Source organism: Paracoccaceae bacterium, assembly GCA_033344815.1.
Lineage (GTDB): Bacteria > Pseudomonadota > Alphaproteobacteria > Rhodobacterales > Rhodobacteraceae > Roseobacter.
In genome coordinates this window covers 3,638,838-3,664,892 of record JAWPMR010000001.1, presented here as the reverse complement: position 1 = coordinate 3,664,892, position 26,055 = coordinate 3,638,838, and the positions used below count along the sequence as shown (strand labels likewise).

Sequence of the window (26,055 nt, the reverse complement as noted above, 5' to 3'; positions counted from 1 at the left end):
GTGCAGGCGCAGTTGTTGCGGCCACGCCGTTATGCTCTCTGACCGCCATGCCAGTTGTCACGCAGACGCGTCGGAAACTGTCCGTGCGCGGCAGGCATAGACGTCACGTCCCCCCCTGCGCCTGAAAAGCGGGTGACAGGGATTGCCGCATTCCGCGTGTCAAAAAACGTGCTGGGGCAGCGAACAAACGGCGCAGAGGGTGGCGCATGTGGCAGGTCGCGGTATTGGCAGAAGATGGACGCTTTCCAGAACCTTGGGCTGTTCAACTGCGACATCTGGTGCATCAAGGGCAGCCCTGCGCTTTGGCGACATGCGCCGCGCGGTGATCTGAAATCTGGCCGCGCTCCAGTTGAGCGCGTTTCCTCACATGTAACGCACATGTCACCCCCGGACCCCCTTAGGAAAACCCGAACCACAAGACATACGCCCAAATCTCAGCGACCTGCCGCAATCGTCTCAAAGAAAAGCGCGAGACAAGGTTGCCCTGATCCTGAAACCATCGCGCTTGCCAGCATCTGCGATGACATGCAGACCGGTCAGGCAATGTGCGGCTGGACGGACCGCGAGAGAATTGCAGGTGACGCTTGACCAACCCCGCGTGGGCCGGGCATCACAACGCCGTCATGAGCGGGGGTCGTGGCATCGACGCTCTGCGGGTGAGATCAAAAGGCGCGTAAAAGAATCTGATTGATTTCCATACTCTTGCACAGAAACATCTTCGCCTGTGCACTGAAGTGTGATTTGAATCCAGCCGGAATGTGCTAGGTCTACATCTCAGTTGAAAAACGATTCCAAAAGGCCCGTCCCATGAGTAATTTTCCTGTTCTGCGATCGGCCTATGCGCTTGTGTTGTCGTTGATTACCATCTGCACGGCGTCTGCATTGATGGCGCAGCGTGGCCCTGCCGCGGTGGGTGTCGAGACCGTTGAGTTTCAGACCATCGCCGAAACCGTGCCGCTGTTTGCCGAGGTGGTCACGTCACGTGAAGGCACTGTTGCCAGCCGCATCGCCGGCACAGTGGATAAGGTACATGTCCTTGAAGGCGTGAGCGTCATGCAGGGTGAGGTTCTGGCCGAGTTGGATACGGAGCTTTTGAATATTCTGGCGCGCCAGGCCGAGGCGCTTCTGGCGGAGGCCCGCGCGGGCATCACCACTGCCAAATCCCGTGTGGATCGCTCCACCAAAGCCTTGGCACGTGTCGAAGGGCTGCGCGGCACCACCTCCTTTTCGACCAGCCGGTTCGACGAAGCGCAAAGCGACTTCTTTGAAGCGCGAGGCGAACTGGCCGAAGCCGACGCACGGGTAAAGACCGCAGAGGCGAATGAGGCGGAAACCCGGTATCAACTGGAACGCGCGCTGATCCGTGCCCCGTTTTCGGGCATCGTGTTGGAAGTGAACACCAACCCCGGTGAATTCATCAGTTCCGGTGCGCCGGTGGTGTCCCTGCTGGACACACAATCCTTTGAAATCGAGGCCAGTGTCCCCTCCAAATACATCCGCGTTCTCAAACCCGGGCTGGAAGTTTCCGGCATCACCGAGGTGGGCGAAGCACTGGACCTGACAGTACGCGTGCTTTTGCCGGTGGAGGATGCCTCAACGCGGACGCGGCCGGTGCGGTTTTCATCGCCTGATCTGGTCAATCTGAAAACCATCGCGATCGGGCAATCAATCACTGTTTCCATTCCGATCAGTGCCCCGCGCGAAGTGCTTTCGGTCCCCAAGGATGCGCTGGTGCAGGCGCGTGGAGGGTGGATGGTTTTTGTCGCCGAAGAGGGTGCCGCGCAACCGCGCACCCTTCAGATCGGCGTGGCTCTTGGCGACCGGTTTGAAGTTCTGAATGGTCTCAGCGAAGGCGACACCGTGGTGACGCGCGGCAACGAACGGCTGCGGCCCGGACAGGAAATTGCGCCCATGGGCGCAAGCAATTAGGGGGACATAATGGACTTCATTCGATTTGCAATTGACCGTCCGGTTGCTGTGATGGCCGCAGTTATCATGGCCGTTCTTTTTGGCGTCATTGCCGTGACTCGCATCCCCATTCAACTGGCGCCTGACGTGCGCAAACCAATTGTTGTGATCACCACAAATTGGCCCGGCGCCGCCCCGTCCGAGATCGAACGCGAAATCGTCAACCCGCAGGAAGAAGCTCTGCGCGGGCTGGAGGGGCTCGATGTCATGACCTCGCGCTCGCAGTCCGGCGAGGCGGAAATCACGCTGGAATTCGGGATCGGTACCGACATGGGCCAATCGCTCTTGTTGGTGTCCAACCGGCTGGACCGTGTCGGAGATTATCCGGATGAGGCGGGTGAACCTTCGCTTAATACCTCCGGCGGGGATGACAGCCCGATTGCCTGGGTCCTGCTGACAGCGCAGGAGGGCAATACGCGTGACATGCCGAGCTATGGTGATTTCGTCGAGGATATCATCAAGGACCGCATCGAACGGGTCGAGGGCGTTTCTGCGGTCAACATATTCGGCGGGGTCACGCGCGAATTGCAAGTCGTGGTGGACCCGAGGCAATTGGCCCGCTTTGGCCTGACCGTACCGGATGTGGTTCGGACACTGCGCAATGAAAACATATCGCTCTCCGCCGGCGATGTGGAAGAAGGCAAGCGGCGCTATGTGGTGCGCGCCGAAGGCAATCTCAACACGGTGGCGGCCATTCAGGAAGTCGTGCTGCGCTCAGAACTCAGTGCGGGCGGGTCTGGTCGCGTCCGGGTGGGCGATGTGGCAGAGGTCGGCTTTGCCTTTCAAGACCCAACTGCGCGCCTGCGGTTTCGTGGCGAGCCGGGGCTGGCCTTCAATATTGTGCGTGAACCCGGCGCCAATGTGATTGAAACCATGGAAGAGGTTCAGAGCGTTCTGAGCGAACTTGACGGCGGGCCTGTCACAGACGCGGGCCTGATCATGCGGCAGGTGTACGACGAGACCATCTACATCAACGGCGCGATCAAACTGGTGACGCAAAACATCTGGATCGGCGGGGGATTGGCCGCGCTGATCCTGTTGATGTTCCTGCGCAGCCCGCGGGCAACGCTTGTGGTATCGCTGGCCATTCCGGTCAGCATTGTGGCGACATTCGTGGCCATGGCGGCCACCGGTCGGACCCTCAATGTGATTTCACTGGCAGGAATTGCATTCGCCGTCGGCATGATCGTCGACGCGGCGATTGTGGTGCTGGAAAACATTTATCGACTGCGCGAACAGGGCAAAACCCGGCGCGAGGCGGCCTATCTCGGTGCAAAACAGGTCTGGGGCGCGATCCTTGTCTCCGCGCTGACGACGGTTCTGGTGTTCGTGCCAATCCTGATCATGCAACTTGAGGCCGGACAGCTGTTTCGAGACATCGCGGTGGCCATTTCAGTCTCTGTTTTGCTATCGCTTGTGGTGGCGATCACAGTCATTCCCGCCCTTGCCAGCCGTCTTTTGAAACAAGGCGAACAGGTCACCATGAAGATCTGGGGGTTGGATCACCTGGCGCGCGGTTTTCATGCGCTGGTGATGTCTTATGTGCGCCTGACCGTGCGGTTCCGGGCCGTGGGCGTGATGATGGTGGCAATGATCGCCGGGGGCGCAGGCGTTGCTGCCATCGCCTTCCTACCGCGCCTTGAATACCTGCCCGAAGGCAATCGGAACCTCGTCTTTGGCCTGATCATACCGCCGCCCGGCTATAATCTGGTCACTACACAAACCATTGCGGAGCGCATCGAACGTGTCGCCCGCCCGCTTTGGGAAGCCGCCCCGGAACCGGCCATGGATGACGGCACACCGACAATCGCCAACTTCTTTTTCGTGGCGCGTCCGGGGGCAAGTTTTGTTGGCGCCGCCGCTGTGGATGGGACGCGGGCAGGTGATCTGATCCCCGTGCTGTCGGGGCCGATATTCGCAGAACCGGGCACTTTCGGGTTCATGACGCAGCCTTCGCTTTTTGGACGCGGTGTCGGCGGTGGGCGCACAATCGAGCTGAATATTTCTGGCCAGGATCTGGATGAAATCCTGTCTGTCGCGGGTCAGGCCGCGGGCATTATTGCCGGTCTTTTGCCACGCTCGGAAGGCCATCAGTTCCGCCCCATTCCCGGACTTGAACTGGGCGCGCCAGAGGTGCGGCTGGTGCCCAATCGGCTGCGGTTGGCGGATGCAGGGTTGACCGCCTCCGATCTAGCTCTGACGGTGGATGCCTTTAATGACGGGTTGCGCGTTGCCGAGATTACCGTAGGTGCCGAACGGCTCAATCTGATGCTCAAGGGGGATCCGGGCCTGCAAACCGCGCAGCGCACGCAGGACATCGGCAACTATCCGGTCGTGACGCCGGGCGGGCAGATCGTACCCGTCACGGCCCTGTCGGATGTCATCGTCACCGCCGGGCCTACAGAAATCCGGCACCGCGATCGATTGCGGACTGTCACGCTGGAAGTACGCCCCTCCGATGCATTGCCATTGGAAACAGCTGTTGAACTGCTGGAATCCGAGGTCGTCAGTGTGCTGGAAGAACGCGGCCTGCCAAATGGCATTCGCGTCAGCGTGTCCGGCACCGCCGATCAGCTGAGCCAGACCTGGGATGCTATTCAGATCAACCTCGCCGTGGCGCTGGTGATCGTGTTTCTGGTGATGGCGATCCTGTTTGAGAGCTTCATTCTGCCGCTGGTGATCCTGATTTCCGTGCCGGTTGCCGCCGCTGGGGGTGTGGGCGGTCTGGCGTTGCTGAACACGTTTCAATCCCAGCCACTGGACATGCTGACCTTGCTCGGTTTCATCATCCTTGTCGGCATCGTGGTGAACAACGCAATTCTGATCGTGCACCAGACGCTCTATCATCTGCGCGATGAAGGCATGGCGCCGGTCGATGCCATCGAGGAGGCCACCCGCAACCGGATCCGGCCGATCTTCATGTCCACGCTGACCAGTGTTTTTGGCATGCTGCCGCTGGTGGTCTTTCCGGGCGAGGGTTCGGAGCTTTATCGTGGTTTGGGCGCCGTGGTTGTTGGTGGTCTGTCGATGTCTGCCTTCCTGACACTTCTGACGGTGCCACCCTTGTTGCGTCTCTGCGTGCGCGCCCCGAAACCGGATGAGGACGCGATTCTGGCCAGCACACCGGCGCAATAGCATTGTTTGGGCAAGCGCCTCGGCGGGGGTTGGGACTTGTCGGGAAACCGCGATGGCCTCGTGTCCCGATCTTGAGAGCCTGATCCGGAACGCCGCCGGGATGACACGGAACAGAAAGTCGCCGTCAAGGTGGGTGACGATGCAATGGATGTATCCATCGCACGCACAACAGTTCCGATCAGAGGCAGAACCTGCACATGTTGTGATCACGAGGGCGCTGACGCGTTTCAAAAACGGGCAGATTGCTATTCGAACTTTGTGCCCGGCGCCAACGGCCAACCCCGCAGGAATTCCTGCGCATCCTGTGATCCTTTCCCGGCACGTTGCAATCGGGTAAGCTCTACAGCACCCTCGCCACAGGCCACGCGCAGCGGATCAAGCAATACGGTGCCCGGCGCACCGCTGCCTTGCGCGGGTTTCGACGCCAGAAGTTTCACACGCGTGTCGCCATGCAACGTCCACGCGCCTGGAAAGGGGGATAAACCGCGGATCTGACGATCAATCTCAATGGCGGACCGATGCCAATCCACCCGCGCCTCGGATTTGTCGATTTTCTGCGCATAACTCACCCCGTTGGCGGTTTGGGGTATGGCCGTTTTAGCGTCCAGATCGGCGAGCGTCTGCACGATCAAGGTGGCCCCCATTTCGCTCAATCGGTCATGCAATGAAGCCGTGGTGTCGCCTGGCGCAATCCTCGTCTTCTGGCGCGACAACACGGGTCCCGTATCCAGACCGGCTTCCATTTGCATGATGCACACACCGGTTTCGGTATCGCCCGCCATAATCGCGCGATGAATGGGGGCAGCCCCCCGCCAGCGCGGCAATAGGCTCGCGTGGATATTGAGGCATCCGCGCGCAGGCGCATCCAGAACTGGTTGCGGAAGGATCAAGCCGTAGGCGACCACAACAGCAATGTCGGCGTCCAGCCCGGCGAAATCTGCCTGCTCTTTGGCGTCTTTGAGCGACTTGGGCGTGCGCACCGTCAGACCGAGCTCTTCCGCGCGGGCTTGCACCGGACTGGGTCTTTCCTTCTTTCCACGACCGGCAGGACGGGGTGGCTGGCAATAGACGCAGACAACCTCATGCCCCGCTTCAACCAAAGCATTTAGAACGGGGACTGAAAAATCAGGAGTGCCCATAAAAGTCACACGCATTGCGAAATCTCCAACAAACGGTGGCCTGAAGCCCACCTTACGGCGCGTTACCAGCACCTAATGCGAATAACCGTAGGGTGGGCTTCAGGCCACCTTAGGCACGGGCCTTGCGCGCTTTGCGCAAAAGCATGTCCCGCTTCATTTTGCTCAACCGGTCAAAGTACATTTTGCCCTGCAGGTGGTCGATCTGATGCTGAACGCTGGTCGCTTCAAGCCCAACGAAATCACGTTGCACATAAGCGCCTGTCTCATCCATGAACCGAACGGTAACGCCGCGGGGCCGCGTTACCAAAGCCGACACGCCTGGCAAATTCGGGCTCGCTTCCTGATGTTTGTTCATAATGGAAGAGGCCTCCAGAATTCGGGGGTTGGCCAGAAAAATACGTTTGTCGCGCCTGTCTGATGCATCCACAACCGCCAACTGCATAGAAATACCGATCTGCGGCGCCGCAAGTCCCACCCCGGGCATCGCATCCATTGTGTCAACCATATCCTGCCAAATGGTCCGTATGTCATCGGTGATGTCATCCACCGCCTCGGCCTCTTTGCTCAAACGCAGATCAGGCCAGCGCAGGCACATGCGCACACTCACGATCCAATTTCCGCATATTCAGCTTCACGCGCCACGCGCATGTCCGGCGGCAGGTGATCAAAAGTCACCACACCATTCAGATGATCCAATTCGTGCTGCACACAGGCAGCGGCAAACCCTGAAAACTCCTGGGTTTTCTGCGCGCCCTCCAGATTGGTCCAGACCATCGTTACTTCAGCGGGTCGGCTGATCTGCAGGCTCATACCGGGGATCGACAGACACCCCTCGCTCTGCGTCACCAGAGTGTCGCTTGTGCTCTCAATGACCGGGTTGATGAAAACCATTGGGGTGGAAGGGCCCTCTTTCCAATCCGTATCCATCACAAAAATGCGGCTCATGGCCCCAACCTGCGGGCCGGCAAGACCTCTGCCGGGGGCCGCATACATCGTCTCCAGCATATTGCCTGCCAGCGTTCTGATCATGGCATCAATGCCGGTTACAGGCGCGCAAACCGTGCTTAACCGCGGATCAGGCCAACGCAGGATCTCGAGCACGCTCATGCGCGGGCGCGCTCCCGTTTCAGTTTGACCATCTTGCGCGTGATCATCTGGCGCTTGAGGGGCTTGAGATAATCAATGAACAGCTTGCCATCCAAATGATCTATTTCATGCTGTGTGCAAGTGGCCCAGAGCCCGTCAAAAACCTCATTCTGTTCGTTGCCATCCCGGTCAATCCAGCGGACTTGCACCTCGGAGGGCCGCGTTACATCGGCAAATTGTTCCGGGATCGACAAACAGCCTTCTTCGTAAACGTTTGTCTCCTCAGATGAGGCAATGATCTCGGGATTGAACATGATCAGCGGGCGCGGACTGCCCTCATCGACCTTGACGCAATCCAGAACCACCAGCCTTTGCAAAATACCGACCTGCGGCGCTGCCAGACCAATACCGGGCGCGTCATACATGGTCTCCAGCATGTCATCGGCCAAACGTCGCAACTCATCGGTCAGATCAGCAACGGGTTCGGCGTGTTTTTTCAGCCTCGGGTCCGGGTGCAACAATATATTTCTTTTCATGACCTGCATGTAATTGAGCGCCCGCAATTTCGCAATATCGCAAGGGTTGCAGCCCCCTAGATTTCCGATAACTGTAGAGCGCAGAAAAAGGAGACACCGATGAGCTTTGATGCCCCCCATGACGCGCGGTTTGACACAATCATCGACCGCTGCGGCACCGATTGCAGCAAATGGGACAACATGCAGTCGGCCTATGGCGTGTCGCCGGAAGACGGCCTTGCCATGTGGGTTGCGGACATGGACTTTCGCCCGCCGAGCTGCGTGCAGGACGCGCTGCAAGGCATGCTGGATCATGGGATCTACGGCTATTATGGCAATCAGGCCAGCTATCACGCTGCCATCCAGTGGTGGATGCAGGAACGGCATGGGTGGGCCATAGAACCCAACTGGATTTTCAACACCCATGGGTTGGTCAATGGCACCGGCATGTGCATTGACGCCTTTACCGCCCCCGGTGATGGTGTTGTGTTGTTTACGCCCGTCTATCACGCCTTTGCCCGCGTGATCAAAGCCGCCGAACGCGACGTGGTTGAATGCCCGCTGGTGACCAGAGACGGGCAATACCACATGGATTTTGACGCCTATGACGCCCAGATGACCGGCACCGAAAAAATGGTCATCCTGTGTTCACCCCACAATCCCGGCGGACGCGTCTGGCACCGGGACGAACTGCAACAGGTTGCGGATTTTGCCCGCCGCCATGACCTCATTCTGGTGTCGGACGAAATCCACCATGATCTGGTAATGCCGGGCCATACACATACCCCCATGGCTTTGATCGATGGCATCACGGATCGACTGATCATGATGACGGCCACCAGCAAGACCTTCAATCTGGCAGGGCATCACACGGGCAATGTCATTATTGAGGACCCGGATTTGCGCGCGGTTTTTGCGCGGCGGATGGCGGGTCTCGGCATGTCCGCCAACTCATTTGGACTGGTGATGGCCAAAGCGGCTTATTCCCCGGAAGGGGCGGCCTGGACGGATGATCTGGTGGGTTATCTGGACGGCAACCGGCAATTGTTTGACGCACAGATCAATGCCATTCCGGGACTGAGCTCTATGGCTCTGGAAAGCACTTATCTGGCATGGGTGGATTTCGCCGGAACCGGCATGGCGCAAGACGAGATCATTCGCCGCATTCAGAACGATGCACAGATCGCCGCCAATCACGGCACCAGCTTTGGCAGCGGTGGTGAGAGCTTCATGCGGTTCAACCTGGGCACCCCCCGTGCGCGGATCAGGGAGGCCTGCGACCGTTTGGCAAAAGCCTTTGGCGATCTGCAGTGAGTCTTAGCGACGGTCCTCTATCAGGCCTGTGGGCGCGTCGCGCGCAACTTCAAAATCCAGCGCCGGTTTGTCAGCTACAGCCGTTGCGCGCTTGAACTCATAACGCCGTTCGTGCGGGGCGGCATCGCTGGCAATGATCAGGCATTGCATCAGGTGCACGCTGCCATCGTACAGATTGACAAGTCCACGCAGGTCCGGTGCCTCGGTCTCGATCGAAAAACCGGATTTCCAAAGGCGCAGAACCGGATGAACGTCGCCGCCGACCGCAACCCGCAAGCGCGAGGCCCGTTTCAGAGAGGCAACGCGCGCCTTGTCCAGACCATCCTGAATTTCCTTGGAAAAAAACGCTTCCATATCGTTACTACCCTGCATCGCCCCAAGCGCACATGAGGCGGTAATCTCCTAAAAATCAAGTTAAGTTTTTATGTCAGACTGCGGCACCTGTGCGTCTCAGCGCAGAACCTGCGCGCGCGGAAACCTGTCAATTTGCCAATCTGCGACCTAGATGTGGCTCAAGGCAGCAAGGGGAACGGATATGGGACTTTTGGTCGACGGGATCTGGCAAGACAGATGGTATGATACGAAATCGACAGGAGGAAAATTTAAACGCTCAGAGGCGAAATTTCGCAACTGGATCACAGCTGATGGGTCCTCTGGCCCGTCTGGCGAGGGCGGGTTTGCAGCCGATTCGGGGCGCTACCACCTCTATGTCAGCTATGCCTGCCCCTGGGCACACCGCACCTTGATCTTTCGCACACTGAAAGGATTGACCGACCACATCAGTATTTCTGCGGTCCACCCCGACATGCTGCAAGATGGTTGGACCTTCGAAAAAGATGACGATGGGGCCACCGGTGACACACTTTATGACCACTCCTTTGCGCGGGATATTTACACACAGGCAGATGCCACATTTACCGGGCGTGTGACGGTGCCAATCTTATGGGACAAACAGCGCGGTACAATCGTTTCCAACGAAAGTTCCGAGATCATCCGCATGCTGAATTCAGCCTTTGATGGCATCACAGGCAATAGCGATGACTATTGGCCCGAAGACCTTCGCACCGCAATCGAACCGATAAACGCGCGCATATATGACACTCTCAACAACGGGGTCTACAAATGCGGTTTCGCGACCACCCAAGATGCCTATGACGCCGCGGTTGAGCCGCTGTTTGACACCCTTGAGTGGCTTGAAACACACCTGTCCGAAAACCGGTATCTGATGGGGGGGCACCTGAGCGAAGCGGATTGGCGTCTGTTCACCACGCTGGTGCGGTTTGACCCGGTCTATCACCTGCATTTCAAGTGTAACCGCAAGCGTTTAATAGATTTTCCTAATCTGTGGGCCTACACCCGGGACCTTTTCCAGATGCCTGGCGTGGCGGCAACCGTTAACTTTACGCACATCATTCGCCACTACCACTACAGCCACGACAGCATAAATCCCAACCGAATTATTCCGGTTGGGCCGCAGCTTGATTTTGGCGTGGCACACGGCCGCGGCTGACGCCGTCCGGCCCTGCGTGCTGTCAGTAGGTTTGCGCTACCTCTGCGTCGCTGGAGTCCGCACCGTAATGCTCGACCATTGCCGCCAGATCTTCAGGCGGTGTTGCGCTCTGCACAAATGCACAGGCATTTGTGGCATGTCGGAAAATCGACCCGTCCGAAAAGAACGACGTATTAGTTACAAATATAACCTGTGCGTTGGGCAGGCGGTAGCTGGCGTAATCCGCCACGGCCAACGCCGATCCGTCCCCCAACACCAGATCCATAATGATAACATCCGTGTGATGCTCACGAAGATGCGCGATTGCGTCTGATTGACCTGACGCGCGCTGGACACTCATGCCCATACGCTCCAGATGCCTCTGCCAAATAATAGCCAGATCTTTTTGGCTCTCTACGATTAGAACCTTCATCTGCCCTCCATTCTAGCACTAGTTGAATTTTGCACCGCACCTCTGTGGTGTGCTCTAAAGATTAACAAACGATTAAGGTTCCTACGACATCTTTATCATTTGATAACAGACTTGAACAACCGGCAGTTTTTCGCTTTGTGCGCGGGGGAAAAGCGCGGTTTTGCGCCACAATGGGGAATGAGAGCAAAGATTGTTTAACGCAAAGCAACGGGACCACGGGGGCGGGTTGGATGCAGCCATTGCCCGGTTTGGCGGAACGCGACTCACCTGGATTGATCTTTCCACCGGGATAAACCCGCATCCCTACCCGCGCGCGCCTCTGCCGCCGGACGCATGGATCGCTTTGCCCGATAAAAAGGCGATGTCCGACCTGATGGCGGCCGCACGCGCGTTCTGGAACATCCCCGACGAGGCGGGTGTGATCGCCGCCTCCGGGGCCTCCGCCCTGATTGCGCAGCTCCCCCAGCTGGTCTCAAAAGGCCCTGTCTGCATTCCCGCCCCTACTTATAATGAACATGCAGCGGCCTTTGCGGCGCAAGGATGGTCGATCACCGATGCCGATACCGCCAAGGCGCAGGTGATCGTGCACCCCAATAATCCAGACGGGCGGTTGTGGACGCGCGATACCCTGCCCTGCAAGGATGCCACCCTCACGATCATTGATGAAAGCTTCTGCGATGTGGACCCCGCCCTGTCCCTGATTGCTTTGGCGGACAGGCCGGGCACCGTAATTCTCAAAAGCTTTGGCAAATTCTGGGGCTTGGCCGGTCTGCGGCTGGGATTTCTTATCGGCGATGCAACGCTCATCCAAGAGCTGGGCGACAGATTGGGCCCCTGGGCGGTGTCCGGACCGGCCCTGCACATCGGCGCCCAGGCGTTGCGTGATCTCCGCTGGGCAACGGCGACACGGCAACGCCTTTCAGAGGACGCCGCACAACTGGATGCGCTGATGCAGATCGCCGGGGCCAGGGTGCTTGGCGGCACCACACTCTTTCGCCTCTATGACGTAGATGATGCCGAAGCCTGGCAAACCAGACTGGCGCATCACCATATCTGGAGCCGCACTTTTCCTTATGCGCCCGGCTGGCTGCGCCTTGGCCTGCCCCATACCCTGCACTGGCCCCGGCTCAAAGCCGCCCTGGCATGAGCAACGCAGTGGTGCTCATTGTTGCAATGCTGCTGGACGCCGCATTGGGGGAGCCCAAGTGGTTATGGGATCGCTTTCCCCATCCCGCTGTCCTGATGGGCAAACTCATCGGGCGTCTGGACGCGCGCTTTAATCAGGGCGCAGGGCGCAGGGCGAAAGGCATCGCCTGCGTTGTCGTTCTGATCTGTGTCGGGGGTCTTACGGGGTTCCTGTTGCAAGCTTTCGGCCCGTTAGTTGAAATCCTCGTCACGGCGATCCTCCTGGCGCAGCGCTCTCTCGTGGATCATGTGCGCCTTGTGGGCGACGGGTTGCGCATGTCCGTTCAGGAAGGCCGCCGCGGGGTCGCACGCATCGTCAGTCGCGACACCAACGCCATGGACGAAACGCAAATTGCCCGCTCCGCCATCGAAAGCGGCGCAGAAAACCTTTCCGACGGGGTGATCGCCCCCGCCCTCTGGTTTCTGGTGGCGGGTCTGCCGGGGCTGATAATCTATAAACTCATCAACACCGCAGACAGCATGATCGGGTACCGCACCCCGCGTCATAAAGACTTCGGCTGGGCCGCCGCGCGTCTGGATGATCTGCTGAACCTCATCCCCGCCCGCCTGACCGCCGTGCTGATCGCCCTGCCCGCGCGGTGCTATGATGTGGGTGGCATCCGCGCGGATGCAGCTTTGCACCGGTCCCCCAACGCCGGCTGGCCCGAAGCCGCGATGTCGCGCGCCCTTGGCATCTCGCTGTCGGGCCCACGCGCCTATGAGGGGCAAATGCGCGACTTCCCTTGGGTGAACGCGGACGGACGGCGCGTTTTGACACCTGTGGACATCGACGCCAGTATCGCGATGCTGTGGCGCGCGTGGGCCGGGTTTTTAACTCTCTGCGTGTTAGTCATGTTTGTGTGATTCGACTTCTGGAGGTTTTTTGATGCGACTGTCCCTGCTGGCCCTTTGTCTGGCCACCCTACCCTTTGCGGCCAACGCCTGCGGCGGATCTTTCTCCGACTTCGTCAACGGTCTCAAAGCGGAAGCTGTCTCCAAGGGCCACAATCGCACAAATGTGGATCAGTTTTTCGCCAGCGTCCGACAAGACCCCAGCGTCATCAAAGCCGACCGCGCCCAGGGCGTCTTTCAACGCCCTTTTCTGGATTTCTCGCAGCGCCTGATCTCCGCTGACCGGGTGAAACGGGGCCAAAGCAACGCCAAGAAATACGACGCCGTTTTTGATCAGATCGAACGGCGATATGGGGTAAGCCGGGGGGTGCTGCTGGCTTTCTGGGCGTTTGAGACCGATTACGGCGGGTTTCAGGGCGATTTCAATACCGCCAATGCGCTGGTGACCCTGTCCCACGATTGCCGTCGCCCAAATCTGTTTCGCCCGCAAGTCTTTGCCGCCCTTGAACTCTATGAAAGCGGCGCGTTTGACCCGCGCACCACAACAGGCGCATGGGCGGGCGAGATCGGCATGGTGCAAATGCTGCCCCGCGACATCATCGAAAATGGCGTTGACGGGGATGGCGATGGTAAGGTTTCGTTAAAAACCTCCGCGACCGATGCGCTGATGTCGGGAGGCTCCATGCTTCAGAGTCTCGGTTGGCGCGCCGGGCAACCCTGGATCCACGAAGTAGCCGTCCCGAGCAATTTTGACTGGTCCCAAAGCGGATTGAAGGTGGTCAAACCGGTCCGGGAATGGGCGGCAATGGGCGTCAAAGCGCGCCATGGATCACTTGCAAACAATCTCACTGCCGCCTTGATCCTGCCGCAAGGACACAAGGGACCGGCTTTCCTTGCCTATCCGAACTTCAACGTCTATTTCGAATGGAATCAAAGCTTTACCTATGTGATGACCGCCGCCTATTTTGCCACGCGGCTCGAAGGCGCGCCAGCCTACACCCAAGGCAATCCCGATACTGGACTGTCCGGCGCACAAACCAAGGAACTGCAACGCAAACTGCAGGCGCGAGGCCACAACGTGGGCAAGGTCGACGGCATCCTGGGCGCACGCACCCGCGCTGCGGTTCAAGCCGAACAAAAACGTTTGGGCCTGCCCGCGGACGCATGGCCAACACCGACCCTGCTGTCACGACTCTGACGCCCGAGCTGTTAACCTTTTTTTACCGCCATAAATATAATTTCTCTGGTGAAACATACATTCAGGTTTTCATTACTGGACCCTGCGCGCCGAGGCGATGCGGGGTCTTTTTTTACTCAACCGCAGGAGGTCGTAGCGGAAACCGCTCTCCCTTTTGCGTCAACATGACAATGCGCGCGCCACTCTGGACATAGCGATCACATCGCTCAAACCCATTACGATAAGCGATACAGACCGTCCCGTCCGGGCCAATTGTGTAGACCCCAAACGCCGTACCACCGCCAGCATAGGTATAAGAATAGGCGCCACCCTCTGAAAACTGCGACGCGCCGTCGTCATAAAACACAAGCGTTTGACCATCGGTCAGCGCCACCACCTCCGCATGGCTCAAAGCCCGGTCATCCCCGCGCAACGCCCAGTCCTGCGCGCTCGCTGACACTGGCAAGGCCAACAGAAAAGTTCCCAAAAGACATCTGATCATGCCGCAAGCATAGACAGGAAATCCGGCCCGCGTGAACACGATCCGGTGATCCCAAGCGCCGTAAGGTGGGCTTTCAGGCCACCGCTCCCTTACGCCACCAGCGTTTCCGCCTTCTTCAGGTCCACCGAAACCAACTGGCTGACGCCCTGCTCGGCCATTGTGACCCCAAACAATCGATCCATCCGCGCCATGGTCACAGCATGGTGTGTGATGATCAAAAAACGCGTTTCCGTCTGGCGGCACATTTCATCCAAGAGATCGCAGAACCGCGTTACATTCGCATCATCCAGCGGCGCGTCCACCTCATCCAGCACGCAGATCGGCGCAGGATTGGCGAGGAACACTGCAAAAATCAGCGCCATCGCGGTCAAGGTCTGCTCCCCGCCGGACAACAGGCTCAGCGTCGACAGTTTCTTGCCGGGCGGCTGACACATGATCTCAAGGCCGGCTTCGAGTGGATCATCGCTCTCCACCATGACCAGATTGGCCTCACCGCCGCCAAACAGATGTGTGAACAGCATCGAAAAATTGGAATTCACCTGCTCAAATGCGGTCAAAAGCCGCTCGCGCCCTTCCCGGTTCAGACTGGAAATCCCGCCCCGCAGGGTCTTGATCGCCTCTTCGAGGTCCACCTTTTCCCCGGTCAAAGTGTCATATTCCACCTGAACCTCACGCGCGTCCTCTTCGGCACGCAGGTTCACCGCGCCCAGGGCATCGCGTTGCCGTTTCAACCGGTTCACATCGGTCTCCAAGGCCTCCGCGCCAGGCATCTGATCCGGCGTGACATCCAACTGACCCAAAAGCTGGCTGGGCGTCATCTGGCTTTCATCGGCAATCCGCTCGGCGGCCTGCGCCACGGTTTCACGCGCCGCATCACTCAGGGCCTCTGCCCGCGCACGCGCTTCCCGTGCCTCTGAGGCCACGCGTTCAGCCTCCCGTTCCGCCAAAGCCGCCTCGCGCAGCGTTGCCTCCCCGACCGACAAGGCATCCGAACTCTGCGCTTTTCGCGCCTCGGCAACGGTGATCGCGTTGCTCATTTCCGCGCGCTTGGCGGCAATTTCCTCTGGAGCGGCGCTGGCATCTTCCAGCTCTGCCTCTGCAGTTGTCTTGCGCTCCACCAGTTCGGCACTGCGTTTCTCGGCCGTTTCCAGCCGGTGCCGCCAGCCACTGACTTCTTTGGTCACTTCCTGACTGCGCTTGGTGCGTGCTTCGCCTTCGCGGCGCAGTTCATCATGACCCGAGCGGCGCGACATCATGGTGATGCGTGCAGCCTCAACGGCCATGCGCACGGCCTCCACCATGGCGCGCGCGTCACTCAAATCGCCCAATTCTTCCAGCGCGCGCTCGGCTTCCAACAACCGCGTGCGGGCGCCCATGGCCTCTTCTTCGTGTCGCGTGACCGCCAGCCCCAGGGACTCCAAACGGCCCTCCGCCAGATTGCGATCCGCCTCTGCGCGGCTCAGACGCCGTCCGGCATCCGCCACCAGACGATCCGCCCCACGTCGTGCCTCACGCGCCGCCGCATCTGCACGCGTCAACTCCGCCAGTTGTGCCCCAAGATGATCATGCGCGGCCTTGGCCCCTTCGGCGCGCTGCGTGGCTTGCTCAAGGGATTGTTTCAACTCTTCGAGGCGGTTCAGCTGCTGCAAGCGCAAGGCCGCCGCCGACGGCGCATCCTCGGCCCAGGCGCGAAACCCGTCCCACCGCCACAGATCGCCTTCCGCAGAGACCAGGCGCTGACCCGGTTGCAAGGCCGCTTGCAAGCCCGGTCCCGCATCTGCATCAACCAGGCCGATCTGACCGATCCGGCGTTGCAAAACGTCCGGCACCTCCACGAATAACGACAACGGCTGCACCCCTGCCGGCAGGGCCTGATGCGCTTTATAGGCAGGCAAAGCCGCCCAGCCCGAAGGTCCATCCGTACCTACCTCCGGTGCGCGCAAGTCATCCGCCAACGCGGCCCCCAGCGCCTTTTCATAGCCGGTTTTCACCTGCAATTGATCCAAGACCTGACCGCCCTCGGCGGTATCGCGATCCACCAGTTTGGCCAGGGCCCCGGCCTCCGCGCGCAGCGCGTTCATCTCGCCCTCCGCCTCGGAGCGATGCGCCCTTGCATCTGCCTCGCGCGCTTGTGCCTCGGCACGCGCCTCATCTGCGGCCAACAGCGCCGCTTCGGCTTCCTCGGAGGCCTGCGTCGCGGCTGTTTCTTCGCGCTCAGCGGCCGAAAAATCCAGTGCCGCCTTACTCAGGGCCGCCTGACTTTCGCTCACAGCTGCGCGGGCCTGGCCCGCATCCGCTTCGGCCTTGGCTTGTGTCTTGCGGCTGTCTTCCAACAAGCGCTGTGCAGAGCCATGGCGTGCAGACAGACGCGCCATATCCTCGGTCTGCTGGGACATTTCGCCTTCGCGCGTCTGCAAAATGGCGGCGGCTTCCCGTGCGGCCTCAGCGGCCTCTGCCAGCTTGGCCTCATGGCCCTCAGCCGCTTTGGCAAGCTCTTGCGCCTCCCACTCCAGACGCTCGATCGTTTCCCCTGCATCGCGGTTCAACCCGCCCTCTCGCTCGATATCACGCGCCAATTGCGCGATCCGCCCGCTCAGGGTTTCGATCAGGGATTGCGCACGCGCCTCCTGATCATCCAACGCATCGCGCTCCACCGACAGGCGCTGCAAAACCGCCGCGGCAATGGCCTCTTCTTCCCGCATCGCCGGTAGAGCTTCTTCTGCGGTTTCCCGCTGTTTGGCGACCTGACGCACAGCAGTTTCAGACTGTGCGGCCTCCGTCACGCGGGCGCGCAGGCTCTCCTCGGCGCCAGCCCGCGCCTCATCCGCCTCACGCCAGCGTCGGTACAGCAAAATGCCCTCAGCGCGGCGCAGGTCGTTGCCGATCTCGCGGTATCGTGCAGCCTGCCGCGCCTGACGCGCCAATTGCGCCAGCTGATTGGCCAGTTGTTCGATGACATCATCCACGCGGGCCAGATTGGTCTCCGCGCCCTTCAGCTTCAATTCCGCCTCATGGCGTCGCTGATACAGCCCGCTGATCCCGGCCGCTTCTTCCAGAATACGGCGGCGATTTTTGGGTTTTGCGTTGATCAGCTCCGCAATCTGACCCTGTCGCACAAGCGCCGGGCTATGCGCCCCGGTAGAGGCATCGGCAAAGAGCATCTGCACATCTCGCGCCCGCACATCCTTGGCCCCGACCTTATAGGCGCTGCCCACATCGCGGGTGATGCGGCGCACGATGTCGAGTTGATCATGATCATTGAACCCCGCCGGGGCCAGCCGTTCGGAATTATCCAGATGCAGGGCCACTTCGGCAAAATTGCGCGCCGGTCGGGTGGCCGCCCCGGCGAAAATCACATCTTCCATGCCGCCGCCACGCATGGCTGTGGGACGGTTTTCGCCCATCACCCAGCGCAACGCTTCCAGCAGATTGGACTTGCCGCAGCCATTGGGGCCCACAACGCCCGTCAACCCGTCCGCAATGATCAGATCCGTGGGATCCACGAAGCTTTTAAAGCCGGTCAGTCTGAGTTTTGAAAAGCGCAAAGCCAGTTTTCCAATGATTCCTTAGGTGGGACAGCCTGCGGGTCCATGAGGGTTCATGTCAACACGCAGACCCCACAACCTGCGTGAGTTTGCCAGTTATCCACAAGATATTGACGAATATTCGATGCCATCGCATGAAACAAGAGCCTGTGCAAAGCGTGGCCTGTCCCGTCACGAGCCGCCATTGCCCTCTTTGGTACAGCGAGCAGATGTTGAACGTTCTGTGTGTCAAATGCGCCCCTCAGAGCACCCTACTCGCTCAGAGCGCATAGGTTTCGAGATGCAGTCCACCCATAAAAACGGTTTACCGGGCCCGCATGTGGTCATATTAGTTGACCAATAAGGAGATATCATGCCCTTCCGACCTGTGCATCTGGAAAAGCTGTCCACGGCAGTTGTCCATCAGATCGAACAACTGATCCTGCGCGGTGTGTTGCGCCCCGGCGAACGGCTGCCAGCCGAGCGTGAACTGGCTGAACGGCTGAACGTGTCACGGCCCAGCCTGCGCGACGCCATCGGCACCCTGCAGGAACAGGGCCTCCTGAGCACGCGCGCCGGGGCCGGTGTATTCGTCGCTGACGTTTTGGGGTCTGCCTTTGCGCCTGCGCTGGTGCAGCTGTTTTCGCGCCATGATGAGGCGGTATTTGATTATTTGTCGTTTCGCCGTGATCTGGAAAGCCTCGCCGCAGAGCGCGCCGCCCGGTTGGGCTCGGACACAGACCTGCGCGTGGTGCAGACGGTTTTTGACAAGATGGAAGCGGCCCATTCCAAACGAAATCCCGAGGAGGAAGCACAGTTGGACGCGCAGTTCCACATGGCGATCATCGAAGCCAGCCACAATGTGGTCATGCTGCATATGATGCGTTCCATGTACCAATTGCTGCGCGAAGGGGTTTTTTACAACCGTCAGATCATGTTCAAACAACGCGCCACGCGGGGGATGTTGCTGGATCAGCACCGTGCAATCAACGAGGCGCTACAGCAACGCAATCCCGAACGCTCGCGCGCTGCGGTGCAGGAACACTTGAACTATGTCGAGATTTGCCTGCGCGATCAGATCAAGGCAGACCAGAACGAAGCCGTGGCGCAACAAAGGTTGGATCATGAAATGGAGCGGCACTGAGGTCACCGCAAGGCTGCCCGTTCTCTGACGCGATACCTGATGCAAACGGGCGCAATCCACTGGTGGCCCTGAAGGTCAGCACATATGCCGAAGCTGCTTAATCGGAGCGGCCTGAAAAGCCGCGGGCCGGGCGGATCCAGACTGCGCGCACCGGTTCCGTGCAAGACCGAATGTACCTGATAATCTTGCGCGTTTCCCGCCCTGACACACGCGCAGCGCACCGCATACGCACAATGCACAATGCACATTCCCGGCCAATGACCGGGACTGCCGTAGGGTGGGCTTCAGGCCACCATTGGGCTAGTGCAGCTTGGCGTCCACTTCAGCGATGGCGCCATCAATCAGGCTGTTGCCCTGTGCGGCGGTCATTTGCTTGGCGATCATCTCGCGCGCCACTGCAACTGCGACCGTGACGGATTGATCGCGCACTTCCTTGACGGCAGCGCTTTGGGCTGTTGCGATCTGCTCGGCGGCGGCAGCCATGCGGCGCGCCAGAGACACTTCCAGATCAGCACGCGCCTGCTCAGCGGCAACGCCAGCTTCTTCCTTGGCCGCAGCCACGATGCGGTCCGCCTGATCCTGAACTTCGCGCTGCTTGCGCTCATAGCTCGCCAGCAACGACTGTGCTTCTTCGCGCAGCGCACGGGCTTCTTCCAGCTCGGACTGAATGCCCTCGGCGCGCTTGTCCAGCATTCCCATGATCAGGCCCGGCACTTTGAAATAAATCAGAATACCGATAAAAACGACCAGACCCAGGAACACCACAAAATCTGTATTGCTCAAGGATATACCACCGCCAGCGGCCAAAGCCGGGCTTGCAACGCCTGCACTTGCGGCAGTGGCAATCAAGACTGTTTGAAAACGCATCTCGCTTATCCTTTCAAACGCGTGTCGACAGCGGCAGAAACCGCCTTCGCGTCGGCTGTACCGCCCATGGCAGTCACAATTTCCTGCGCGGTTTCGGCTGCGACTTCTTTGACAGCTTCCACAGCGCCAGCACGAATTTCCGCAATTGCTTTTTCGGACTCGGCGGCTTTGGCGGCGATCTCTGCATCTGCTTTTGCGATCGCAGCATCCAGATCCTGCTGAATTTCAGCTTTTGCTTCGCCGACGATGCGGTGAGCCTCTGTGCGGGCATCGGCCAACGCCTGATCATAGGCGGCTTCGGCTTGCTGTGCCTTGACCTTCAGGTCTTCGGCAGCGGCCACATCGTTTGTTATCGTGCCCTGACGTTCCGCCAGAACGGCCGCAATGCGCGGCAAGGCCACGCGCGACAAAATCATGTAAATCACAACCAGTGTGATCACCAACCAGAAAATCTGGTTTGCCCAAGTAGAGAAATCGAGCTGTGGCATGCCCCCGGAGGCAGCAGCATCAGCGCTATGTGTTTCGGTAGCCATGTCGTTCTCCTGCGCGGCGGGCCGTTACATCGGGCAGCACATCAAAATGCGCCGCCCGACCGTAAGGAATATCGTTGTTTGAAGCTTAAACAGCGAACATCAAAAGCAGGGCGACGAGGAATGCGAAGATCCCCAGCGCTTCTGCGAAAGCGATACCGATGAAGAGTGTAGCTGTTTGGCTGGCCGCGGCAGAGGGGTTGCGCAATGCGCCTGCCAGGTAGTTGCCTGCAACGTTACCAACACCGATGGCTGCTGCCCCGGAACCGATTGCTGCCAGACCTGCGCCGATGTGTGCGAGTTCGCCTTCCATGTGAATTCTCCTTACGATTGGAAGTTGAGTATTTGAACGGGTGAAACCGCCCGAATTAGTGATGCGGATGAAGTGCGTCCTTGAGGTACACGCACGTCAGAATGGTGAAAACGTAGGCCTGAATGAAGGACACGAGGACCTCCAGACCATACATCGCAGTGATGCCGAGGATCGCCACCGGGCTGACCGCTGTGATGACCGCAAAGCCTGCGAAGACCTTGATCACCGCGTGACCCGCCATGACGTTGCCCGCCAGACGAATGGAATGGCTGACCGGGCGCACAAAATAGGAAATCAATTCGATGATCGCCAGAATGGGCCGCAACGCCAGCGGTGCCGAAGACACCCAGAACAGGCTCAGGAAACCCGCGCCATTCTTGACAAACCCCAGAATGGTGACTGTCAGGAACACTGCCATCGCCATCACAACCGTCACAGCGAAATGCGACGTCGGCGTAAAGGCTGTGGGGATCAGACCGAGGAAGTTGGCGCAGACAATGAACATGAACAGCGTCATGATATAGGGGAAATACTTGAGCCCCTCCTTGCCACAAATGTCCTCGACCATCTTGTAGATGAAACCGTAGGCCAGTTCAGCAACCGACTGGCTGCGCGTGGGCACGACGGCGCGTTTGGAGCTGCCTACAACCATCAGAAGGATCACGGCGACGATGGCAAGTCCCATCCAGAGCGCTGCATTTGTCGGCGTGTACCAGGCAATGGCACCCTCTCCAAACAAAGGCTGGATGATGAACTGGTCCATCGGGTGGAAAACCAGACCGCCTTCTTCGCTTGCATCTGTCGCCATTCTCAGGGCTCCCCGTCTTTCGTTTCGGCCTCCTGGGCCATCTTGTTTTCCTGCATCTCCTGCGCGGAGCGAAGCATCGTTTTCACTCCGGCCGCCAGACCCAGCATCGTAAACAGCACCAGAAAGATCGGGATTGTCCCAAAGAGCCAGTCCAGCCCGTATCCGATGCCAAAACCGATCCCGAGACCGGCTACAAGTTCGATCACCATCCGCCAGGCATGTTGCGCCTGAGAATAGTGTTCATCCGACCGGGGTTTTGGTGCTTGCGCCTGTTTTGCCGCTGCGATCTTGGCCTCAAGCTGCTCCAAGCGCTGCTTTTGGTCACTCTCTGTCACGTCAAAACACCCCTCTGGATGGTTGCGCCTGTGCTATTGCGCAGGGGGGCGTGAGTCAACCGATCAGGTGCAGCGGCCAGGAACCCAATAAGCCTTTGATATTAATCGACTTCAAGCATTCTCAAAACATCCGTTGCAACATGTCGCAGGCCCCTTGTCGGCGGAAAAGCCTCTAAAAGCATATTCAACCATCTGGTTGATTTTTCACGCGCCAGCCTCCGCGTCGCGAAACGGCCGTGCTTCATCCAGTAACCAGGCGCGAAACTGGCGCACCGCCGCGCGCCGCATCACCCGGCTTCCATAGACGAGGAAAAACGCGCCATCGCGGATGCCAATGTCAAAGCACCGCACCAGACGCCCCTGCGCCACGTCCAAAGACACGCATTCGGACGAACTGAGGTAAACGCCCAACCCGTTCAAGGCCGCCTCATAGGCCAGCGGGAATTTCAGCCGCCAACCTTTTTCCGGCAGGTCATCTGCCACCACACCTGCCGCCGCGAACCAGGGTTTCCAGATGTTGCCAATCCGGTCGCGCAGCAGTGGCTGTGTCAACAAATCCGCTGGCTGAGCGATCTGCTTGCCAATGAAATCCGGTGCTGCATAGGGGTAGATCAGCGCCGAACTCAACAGATCGCAAGGCACATCCAACCGGCCACTATGCGCAAAGCGAATGGCGATATCGGCTTCATAGCGTTCCACATCCGCAAGCCGCGATGACGCATCCAGCCTGACTTCCACATCCGGATAGGCTTTTTGAAAGCGGGCCAGTCGTGGAATGATGAAGCGTTCCGCAAAGAGCGGTTCACTGTTCACGCTTACCGTACCGGCGGGGCTTTCGGTCAGTTGCTCCGTGGCGTCGGCAATGGCATCCAGGGCCGGGGTCACATCCGCCAGATAGGCAACGCCGTCCTGTGTCAGAACGAGGCCACGCGGCAAATCGCGGAACAACTGTCGGTTCAGGCGATCCTCCAACCCGCGCACATGGCGGCTGATGGACGAGTGGCTCACACCCAATTCCTCCGCCGCGCGGGAAAAGCTTTCATGACGTCCGGCGGCCTCAAAAGCGCGCAGGGCATTCAGCGGGGGTAATGTACGGGACATAGGGTTATGTGCATTTTTCGCACATGCTCTGTCAAGCAATTGATTTTGATTTCGGCGTCGTTTTCGTGGAATGTTTCAGTCAAACATCAACCAAGGAACGAACAATGACCGATATACCGCTCGTGGGCGATCAAAATTTTATTGCGAAAAAGTCACTCAAATATTGGGTTCTGAAGGTGTTCAGGCGCATCAAACCCGCTCCCAAAGGCCTGCACATTCGCCGCCTCAACGCACATCTGGCGCGCGACATCGGTCTGACGGAGGCTGAGCACACACGTTATAAACTCACTCTGCCCTCCCAAACCCATCATCACCCCTATGGCTGACCCACTTCCCCTCTGTGCGGGGCGACGCTATATCGGGGCATGTCGCGGACACTCGATCAGACCTTTGCAGCCCTCGCCGACCCGACCCGGCGCGCCATTCTGACCTTGTTGTTGGAGGATGATATGGCCGTGACCGACGTGGCCGAGCCGTTTCAGATGTCACTGGCCGCGATTTCGAAACATCTTGGTGTCCTCACGGCCGCCGGTCTGATCTCTCAGGAAAAACGTGGCCGCGTGAAATGGTGCAAACTGGAGCCGGACGCCCTGCGCACAGCCTCGGTCTGGATGCAGGGCTTCGGGCAGTTCGAACCGGTTCATCTCGATGATTTCGAGCGATTTCTCGCCTCCGAACTGCCAGAAGAAAGCGCCTGAAGGGCGCAGGGGGTATCAGGTGGCCAGATTGATCACGGCCATCACAACTACCACAAGACCGACCAGATAAATAATACTACGCATTTTGTTTTCCCTCTCTTTGGTGTGACAGGTTAACGCGCGTTCTGCGGTTTTGGTTCCACCAGCGGCGCGCTGTCGTCCCGCAACAGCAGCAAAAGCGCCAGAATGGTCAGAGCCACACCCCCCAGAATGACCAGACCCGGCGCGCCATTGCCCAGCGCCATTTCCCACAGGATCACCCAGCTTGGCGTGAGGTAGGTATAGGCCATGACCTTGGCGCTTGGCAGACGCAGCGAGGCAAATTGCAACAGCACGAAGGTCGCCGAGGATGCAAAGATGGATATATAGAGCAGGGTAATCCAGACGATGGCGGGCAGCGCCGCCCAATCGGTTGCCCAGATGTCGGACCAAGCATAAAGGATCAGCAGGGCCGCCCCCGCGACCAGAACCCCAAAGGTAAAGACCACGGCCGGTTCGCCCCGGTTCAGTTTGCGCACCATCGGCGTGTAAAACGCATGCGCAATACAGCCAACAAAGAATATCAATTCGCCGCGCCCGACCTCAAAGGCCCGCAACGCCGCGAGATCGGCGCGAAAAATCACCCATAAAGCGCCCGCAGCACCAATCGTCAGCGCAAGCGCCATGCGCGGCGTGGTGATCTGCCGCAACAGCAGCCAGCCAAAACCCGCCGCCATCACCGGGGTCAGGGTAAACACTGCCGCCGCACTCACCGGCGCCGCCGTCTTCAGCCCTTCAAACATCAGCACAAAATACAGCACGAAAGACGCGCCCAATACCACGTACCGCCAGGGTGCCTGAAAGGCTGCGCGGGGCAGACCCGTGGTCACTGCAGCCACGGCACCGATCACCGCCGCCGCCATCACAAAGCGTACGGCGTTCAGCACAACCGGGTCAATTTCATTCGCCGCCTGCGCGCCCAGCGCGAAAGATCCCGCCACCAGGGCAGAAAATGTCAGCATCGCCAGATGCCCCTGCCTGTCCGGACTCATCGCGTCCAGTCCTTTGAGGCGTCCTTGAGGAAGGTCAGAAACGCCTGCACCTTTGTCGTGCGGTGCAGATCCACATGCGTCACCAGCCAGAGCGGCGCGGACCAGGCCTCCTGTCGCTCAAATACCTCCACCAGATCGATGTTCTTGCGGGCCTCCACCAGCGGCAGGAAACCGATGCCTGCGCCGGCTTTAACCGCTTCTTCGAGGGCATGGGTATCGGTAGACCGAAAGGTCAGAGAGGCTGCCGGAATATGCGCGCGCAGCCAGCGATTGAAAGGCGCGCGGCTTGTGTCACTGTCATGCCCGACAAACCGGTGATCGGCAAAATCTTCCAGACTTTGGGGCATCCCATACTCGCGCAGGTAGGATTTGGTGGCAAACAACCCGATTTGCTGGTGGTGAAAACTCTGCACCACATTGTCGGGCTGATCCGGCGCGGACCCGGCGCGGACCGCAATATGGGCCTCGCCGTATTCCAGACGAAACAGCCGGTCGCCGGTCAGGTACCGCACCACCACATCAGGGTATTTGTTCTGGAACCTGACCAAAAGCGGCACCATGCGGGGGGCGAGACTGATCAGGGAGGTCACGACCAACTCGCCCGACACCTCATTGCCCAACCCCTTGATGCGTCCGGCCAACTGGCTGAACTGATCATCCGTGGCCTGCGCGACGCGCAACAGATCCTGCCCGGCCTCCGTGGCCGTATAGCCGCGCGCATGACGTTGAAACAGTTTGACGCCCAGCCGTTTTTCCAATGCATCAATATGGCGGATGACCGTGGCGTGATGTACGCCCAACACATCCGCGGCCCCGCTGACAGTGCCCATGCGGGCGACCTGATAGGCGGTTTTGATTTCGTCCCAATTGTCCATGCCACACTTCCGTGCTCCAGGATGTGCACAAGCG

Annotated in this window: 26 protein-coding genes; 10 read left to right on the top strand and 16 right to left on the bottom strand. The window is 59.2% G+C overall.

What is annotated here, in order from left to right; translation table 11 throughout:
* Positions 1-807: 807 nt before the first annotated feature.
* Both R8G34_17005 and R8G34_17000 read left to right on the top strand, forming a co-directional pair.
* Complete coding sequence (locus tag R8G34_17005; GenBank protein MDW3224551.1) at positions 808-1,929, top strand: efflux RND transporter periplasmic adaptor subunit; 1,122 nt, start codon at positions 808-810, stop codon at positions 1,927-1,929.
* A 9-nt stretch (positions 1,930-1,938) separates the two neighbouring features.
* Positions 1,939-5,103, top strand: coding sequence for an efflux RND transporter permease subunit (locus R8G34_17000; GenBank protein MDW3224550.1), 3,165 nt, complete (start codon positions 1,939-1,941; stop codon positions 5,101-5,103).
* A 245-nt stretch (positions 5,104-5,348) separates the two neighbouring features.
* Here the strand turns inward: R8G34_17000 and fmt are convergent, their stop codons facing one another.
* From fmt to def (R8G34_16980), 4 genes are all read right to left on the bottom strand, one after another.
* Positions 5,349-6,257, bottom strand: coding sequence for a methionyl-tRNA formyltransferase (fmt, locus tag R8G34_16995; protein ID MDW3224549.1), 909 nt, complete (start codon positions 6,255-6,257; stop codon positions 5,349-5,351).
* Between the two features lie 94 nt (positions 6,258-6,351).
* Complete coding sequence (gene def, locus R8G34_16990) at positions 6,352-6,849, bottom strand: peptide deformylase (GenBank protein MDW3224548.1); 498 nt, start codon at positions 6,847-6,849, stop codon at positions 6,352-6,354.
* A complete protein-coding gene (gene def / locus R8G34_16985; protein MDW3224547.1) occupies positions 6,846-7,349 on the bottom strand; it encodes a peptide deformylase in 504 nt (167 codons plus the stop codon). The genes def (R8G34_16990) and def (R8G34_16985) overlap by 4 nt, the downstream gene beginning before the upstream one ends.
* Positions 7,346-7,864: a peptide deformylase gene (gene def / locus R8G34_16980; GenBank protein ID MDW3224546.1), complete on the bottom strand. Its 519-nt coding sequence runs from the start codon at positions 7,862-7,864 to the stop codon at positions 7,346-7,348. Before def (R8G34_16980) ends, def (R8G34_16985) begins: the two co-directional genes overlap by 4 nt.
* Positions 7,865-7,963: 99 nt before the next feature.
* On the opposite strand from def (R8G34_16980), the gene R8G34_16975 reads away from it, so the two are divergent.
* The gene (locus R8G34_16975) at positions 7,964-9,157 is read left to right on the top strand and encodes a MalY/PatB family protein (GenBank protein MDW3224545.1); all 1,194 of its coding nucleotides are present in this window, start codon (positions 7,964-7,966) and stop codon (positions 9,155-9,157) included.
* A gap of 3 nt (positions 9,158-9,160) precedes the next feature.
* Here the strand turns inward: R8G34_16975 and R8G34_16970 are convergent, their stop codons facing one another.
* Complete coding sequence (locus R8G34_16970; protein ID MDW3224544.1) at positions 9,161-9,511, bottom strand: hypothetical protein; 351 nt, start codon at positions 9,509-9,511, stop codon at positions 9,161-9,163.
* A 181-nt stretch (positions 9,512-9,692) separates the two neighbouring features.
* Here R8G34_16970 and R8G34_16965 point away from each other — a divergent pair, with 181 nt between their 5' ends.
* Positions 9,693-10,667, top strand: coding sequence for a glutathione S-transferase family protein (locus R8G34_16965; protein MDW3224543.1), 975 nt, complete (start codon positions 9,693-9,695; stop codon positions 10,665-10,667).
* Positions 10,668-10,689: 22 nt separating this feature from the next.
* Here the strand turns inward: R8G34_16965 and R8G34_16960 are convergent, their stop codons facing one another.
* Positions 10,690-11,079, bottom strand: coding sequence for a response regulator (locus R8G34_16960; GenBank protein ID MDW3224542.1), 390 nt, complete (start codon positions 11,077-11,079; stop codon positions 10,690-10,692).
* Positions 11,080-11,269: 190 nt separating this feature from the next.
* Here R8G34_16960 and R8G34_16955 point away from each other — a divergent pair, with 190 nt between their 5' ends.
* Genes R8G34_16955 through R8G34_16945 form a run of 3 tightly spaced genes read left to right on the top strand, consistent with a single transcriptional unit; the run spans position 11,270 to position 14,314 of the window.
* Positions 11,270-12,226, top strand: a complete 957-nt coding sequence (locus R8G34_16955) for a threonine-phosphate decarboxylase (GenBank protein ID MDW3224541.1) — start codon at positions 11,270-11,272, stop codon at positions 12,224-12,226.
* Positions 12,223-13,128, top strand: coding sequence for an adenosylcobinamide-phosphate synthase CbiB (cbiB, locus tag R8G34_16950; protein ID MDW3224540.1), 906 nt, complete (start codon positions 12,223-12,225; stop codon positions 13,126-13,128). The genes R8G34_16955 and cbiB overlap by 4 nt, the downstream gene beginning before the upstream one ends.
* 22 nt (positions 13,129-13,150) lie before the next feature.
* Positions 13,151-14,314, top strand: coding sequence for a lytic murein transglycosylase (locus tag R8G34_16945; protein ID MDW3224539.1), 1,164 nt, complete (start codon positions 13,151-13,153; stop codon positions 14,312-14,314).
* A 112-nt stretch (positions 14,315-14,426) separates the two neighbouring features.
* Here R8G34_16945 and R8G34_16940 read toward each other — a convergent pair whose 3' ends face one another.
* Both R8G34_16940 and smc read right to left on the bottom strand, forming a co-directional pair.
* Positions 14,427-14,795 (bottom strand): hypothetical protein, encoded by a 369-nt coding sequence (locus R8G34_16940; GenBank protein ID MDW3224538.1) that lies wholly within the window; start codon positions 14,793-14,795, stop codon positions 14,427-14,429.
* 89 nt (positions 14,796-14,884) lie between these two features.
* On the bottom strand, positions 14,885-18,340 hold the full coding sequence (smc, locus tag R8G34_16935; protein ID MDW3224537.1) for a chromosome segregation protein SMC: 3,456 nt from the start codon (positions 18,338-18,340) through the stop codon (positions 14,885-14,887).
* A gap of 352 nt (positions 18,341-18,692) precedes the next feature.
* On the opposite strand from smc, the gene R8G34_16930 reads away from it, so the two are divergent.
* Positions 18,693-19,463, top strand: a complete 771-nt coding sequence (locus R8G34_16930; protein MDW3224536.1) for an FCD domain-containing protein — start codon at positions 18,693-18,695, stop codon at positions 19,461-19,463.
* 300 nt (positions 19,464-19,763) lie between these two features.
* Here the strand turns inward: R8G34_16930 and R8G34_16925 are convergent, their stop codons facing one another.
* The 6 genes from R8G34_16925 to R8G34_16900 form a co-directional block, all read right to left on the bottom strand.
* Positions 19,764-20,330 (bottom strand): F0F1 ATP synthase subunit B, encoded by a 567-nt coding sequence (locus R8G34_16925; GenBank protein ID MDW3224535.1) that lies wholly within the window; start codon positions 20,328-20,330, stop codon positions 19,764-19,766.
* A 5-nt stretch (positions 20,331-20,335) separates the two neighbouring features.
* Entirely contained in the window at positions 20,336-20,863 is a 528-nt protein-coding gene (locus R8G34_16920; GenBank protein MDW3224534.1) for a F0F1 ATP synthase subunit B', read from the bottom strand.
* Between the two features lie 85 nt (positions 20,864-20,948).
* Positions 20,949-21,173, bottom strand: a complete 225-nt coding sequence (locus R8G34_16915; protein MDW3224533.1) for a F0F1 ATP synthase subunit C — start codon at positions 21,171-21,173, stop codon at positions 20,949-20,951.
* Between the two features lie 55 nt (positions 21,174-21,228).
* The gene (locus R8G34_16910; protein MDW3224532.1) at positions 21,229-21,981 is read right to left on the bottom strand and encodes a F0F1 ATP synthase subunit A; all 753 of its coding nucleotides are present in this window, start codon (positions 21,979-21,981) and stop codon (positions 21,229-21,231) included.
* 2 nt (positions 21,982-21,983) lie between these two features.
* Positions 21,984-22,316, bottom strand: a complete 333-nt coding sequence (locus R8G34_16905) for an AtpZ/AtpI family protein (GenBank protein MDW3224531.1) — start codon at positions 22,314-22,316, stop codon at positions 21,984-21,986.
* A gap of 204 nt (positions 22,317-22,520) precedes the next feature.
* A complete protein-coding gene (locus R8G34_16900) occupies positions 22,521-23,417 on the bottom strand; it encodes a LysR substrate-binding domain-containing protein (GenBank protein MDW3224530.1) in 897 nt (298 codons plus the stop codon).
* 104 nt (positions 23,418-23,521) lie between these two features.
* Here R8G34_16900 and R8G34_16895 point away from each other — a divergent pair, with 104 nt between their 5' ends.
* Positions 23,522-23,743 carry a hypothetical protein gene (locus tag R8G34_16895; GenBank protein ID MDW3224529.1) on the top strand — a complete coding sequence of 74 codons (222 nt, stop codon included), beginning with the start codon at positions 23,522-23,524 and terminating at the stop codon, positions 23,741-23,743.
* 39 nt (positions 23,744-23,782) lie between these two features.
* A complete protein-coding gene (locus R8G34_16890; GenBank protein MDW3224528.1) occupies positions 23,783-24,115 on the top strand; it encodes a metalloregulator ArsR/SmtB family transcription factor in 333 nt (110 codons plus the stop codon).
* A 113-nt stretch (positions 24,116-24,228) separates the two neighbouring features.
* Here the strand turns inward: R8G34_16890 and R8G34_16885 are convergent, their stop codons facing one another.
* Entirely contained in the window at positions 24,229-25,146 is a 918-nt protein-coding gene (locus tag R8G34_16885) for a DMT family transporter (protein ID MDW3224527.1), read from the bottom strand.
* Positions 25,143-26,021 (bottom strand): LysR family transcriptional regulator, encoded by an 879-nt coding sequence (locus R8G34_16880; protein ID MDW3224526.1) that lies wholly within the window; start codon positions 26,019-26,021, stop codon positions 25,143-25,145. Before R8G34_16880 ends, R8G34_16885 begins: the two co-directional genes overlap by 4 nt.
* Between the last annotated feature and the right edge of the window lie 34 nt (positions 26,022-26,055).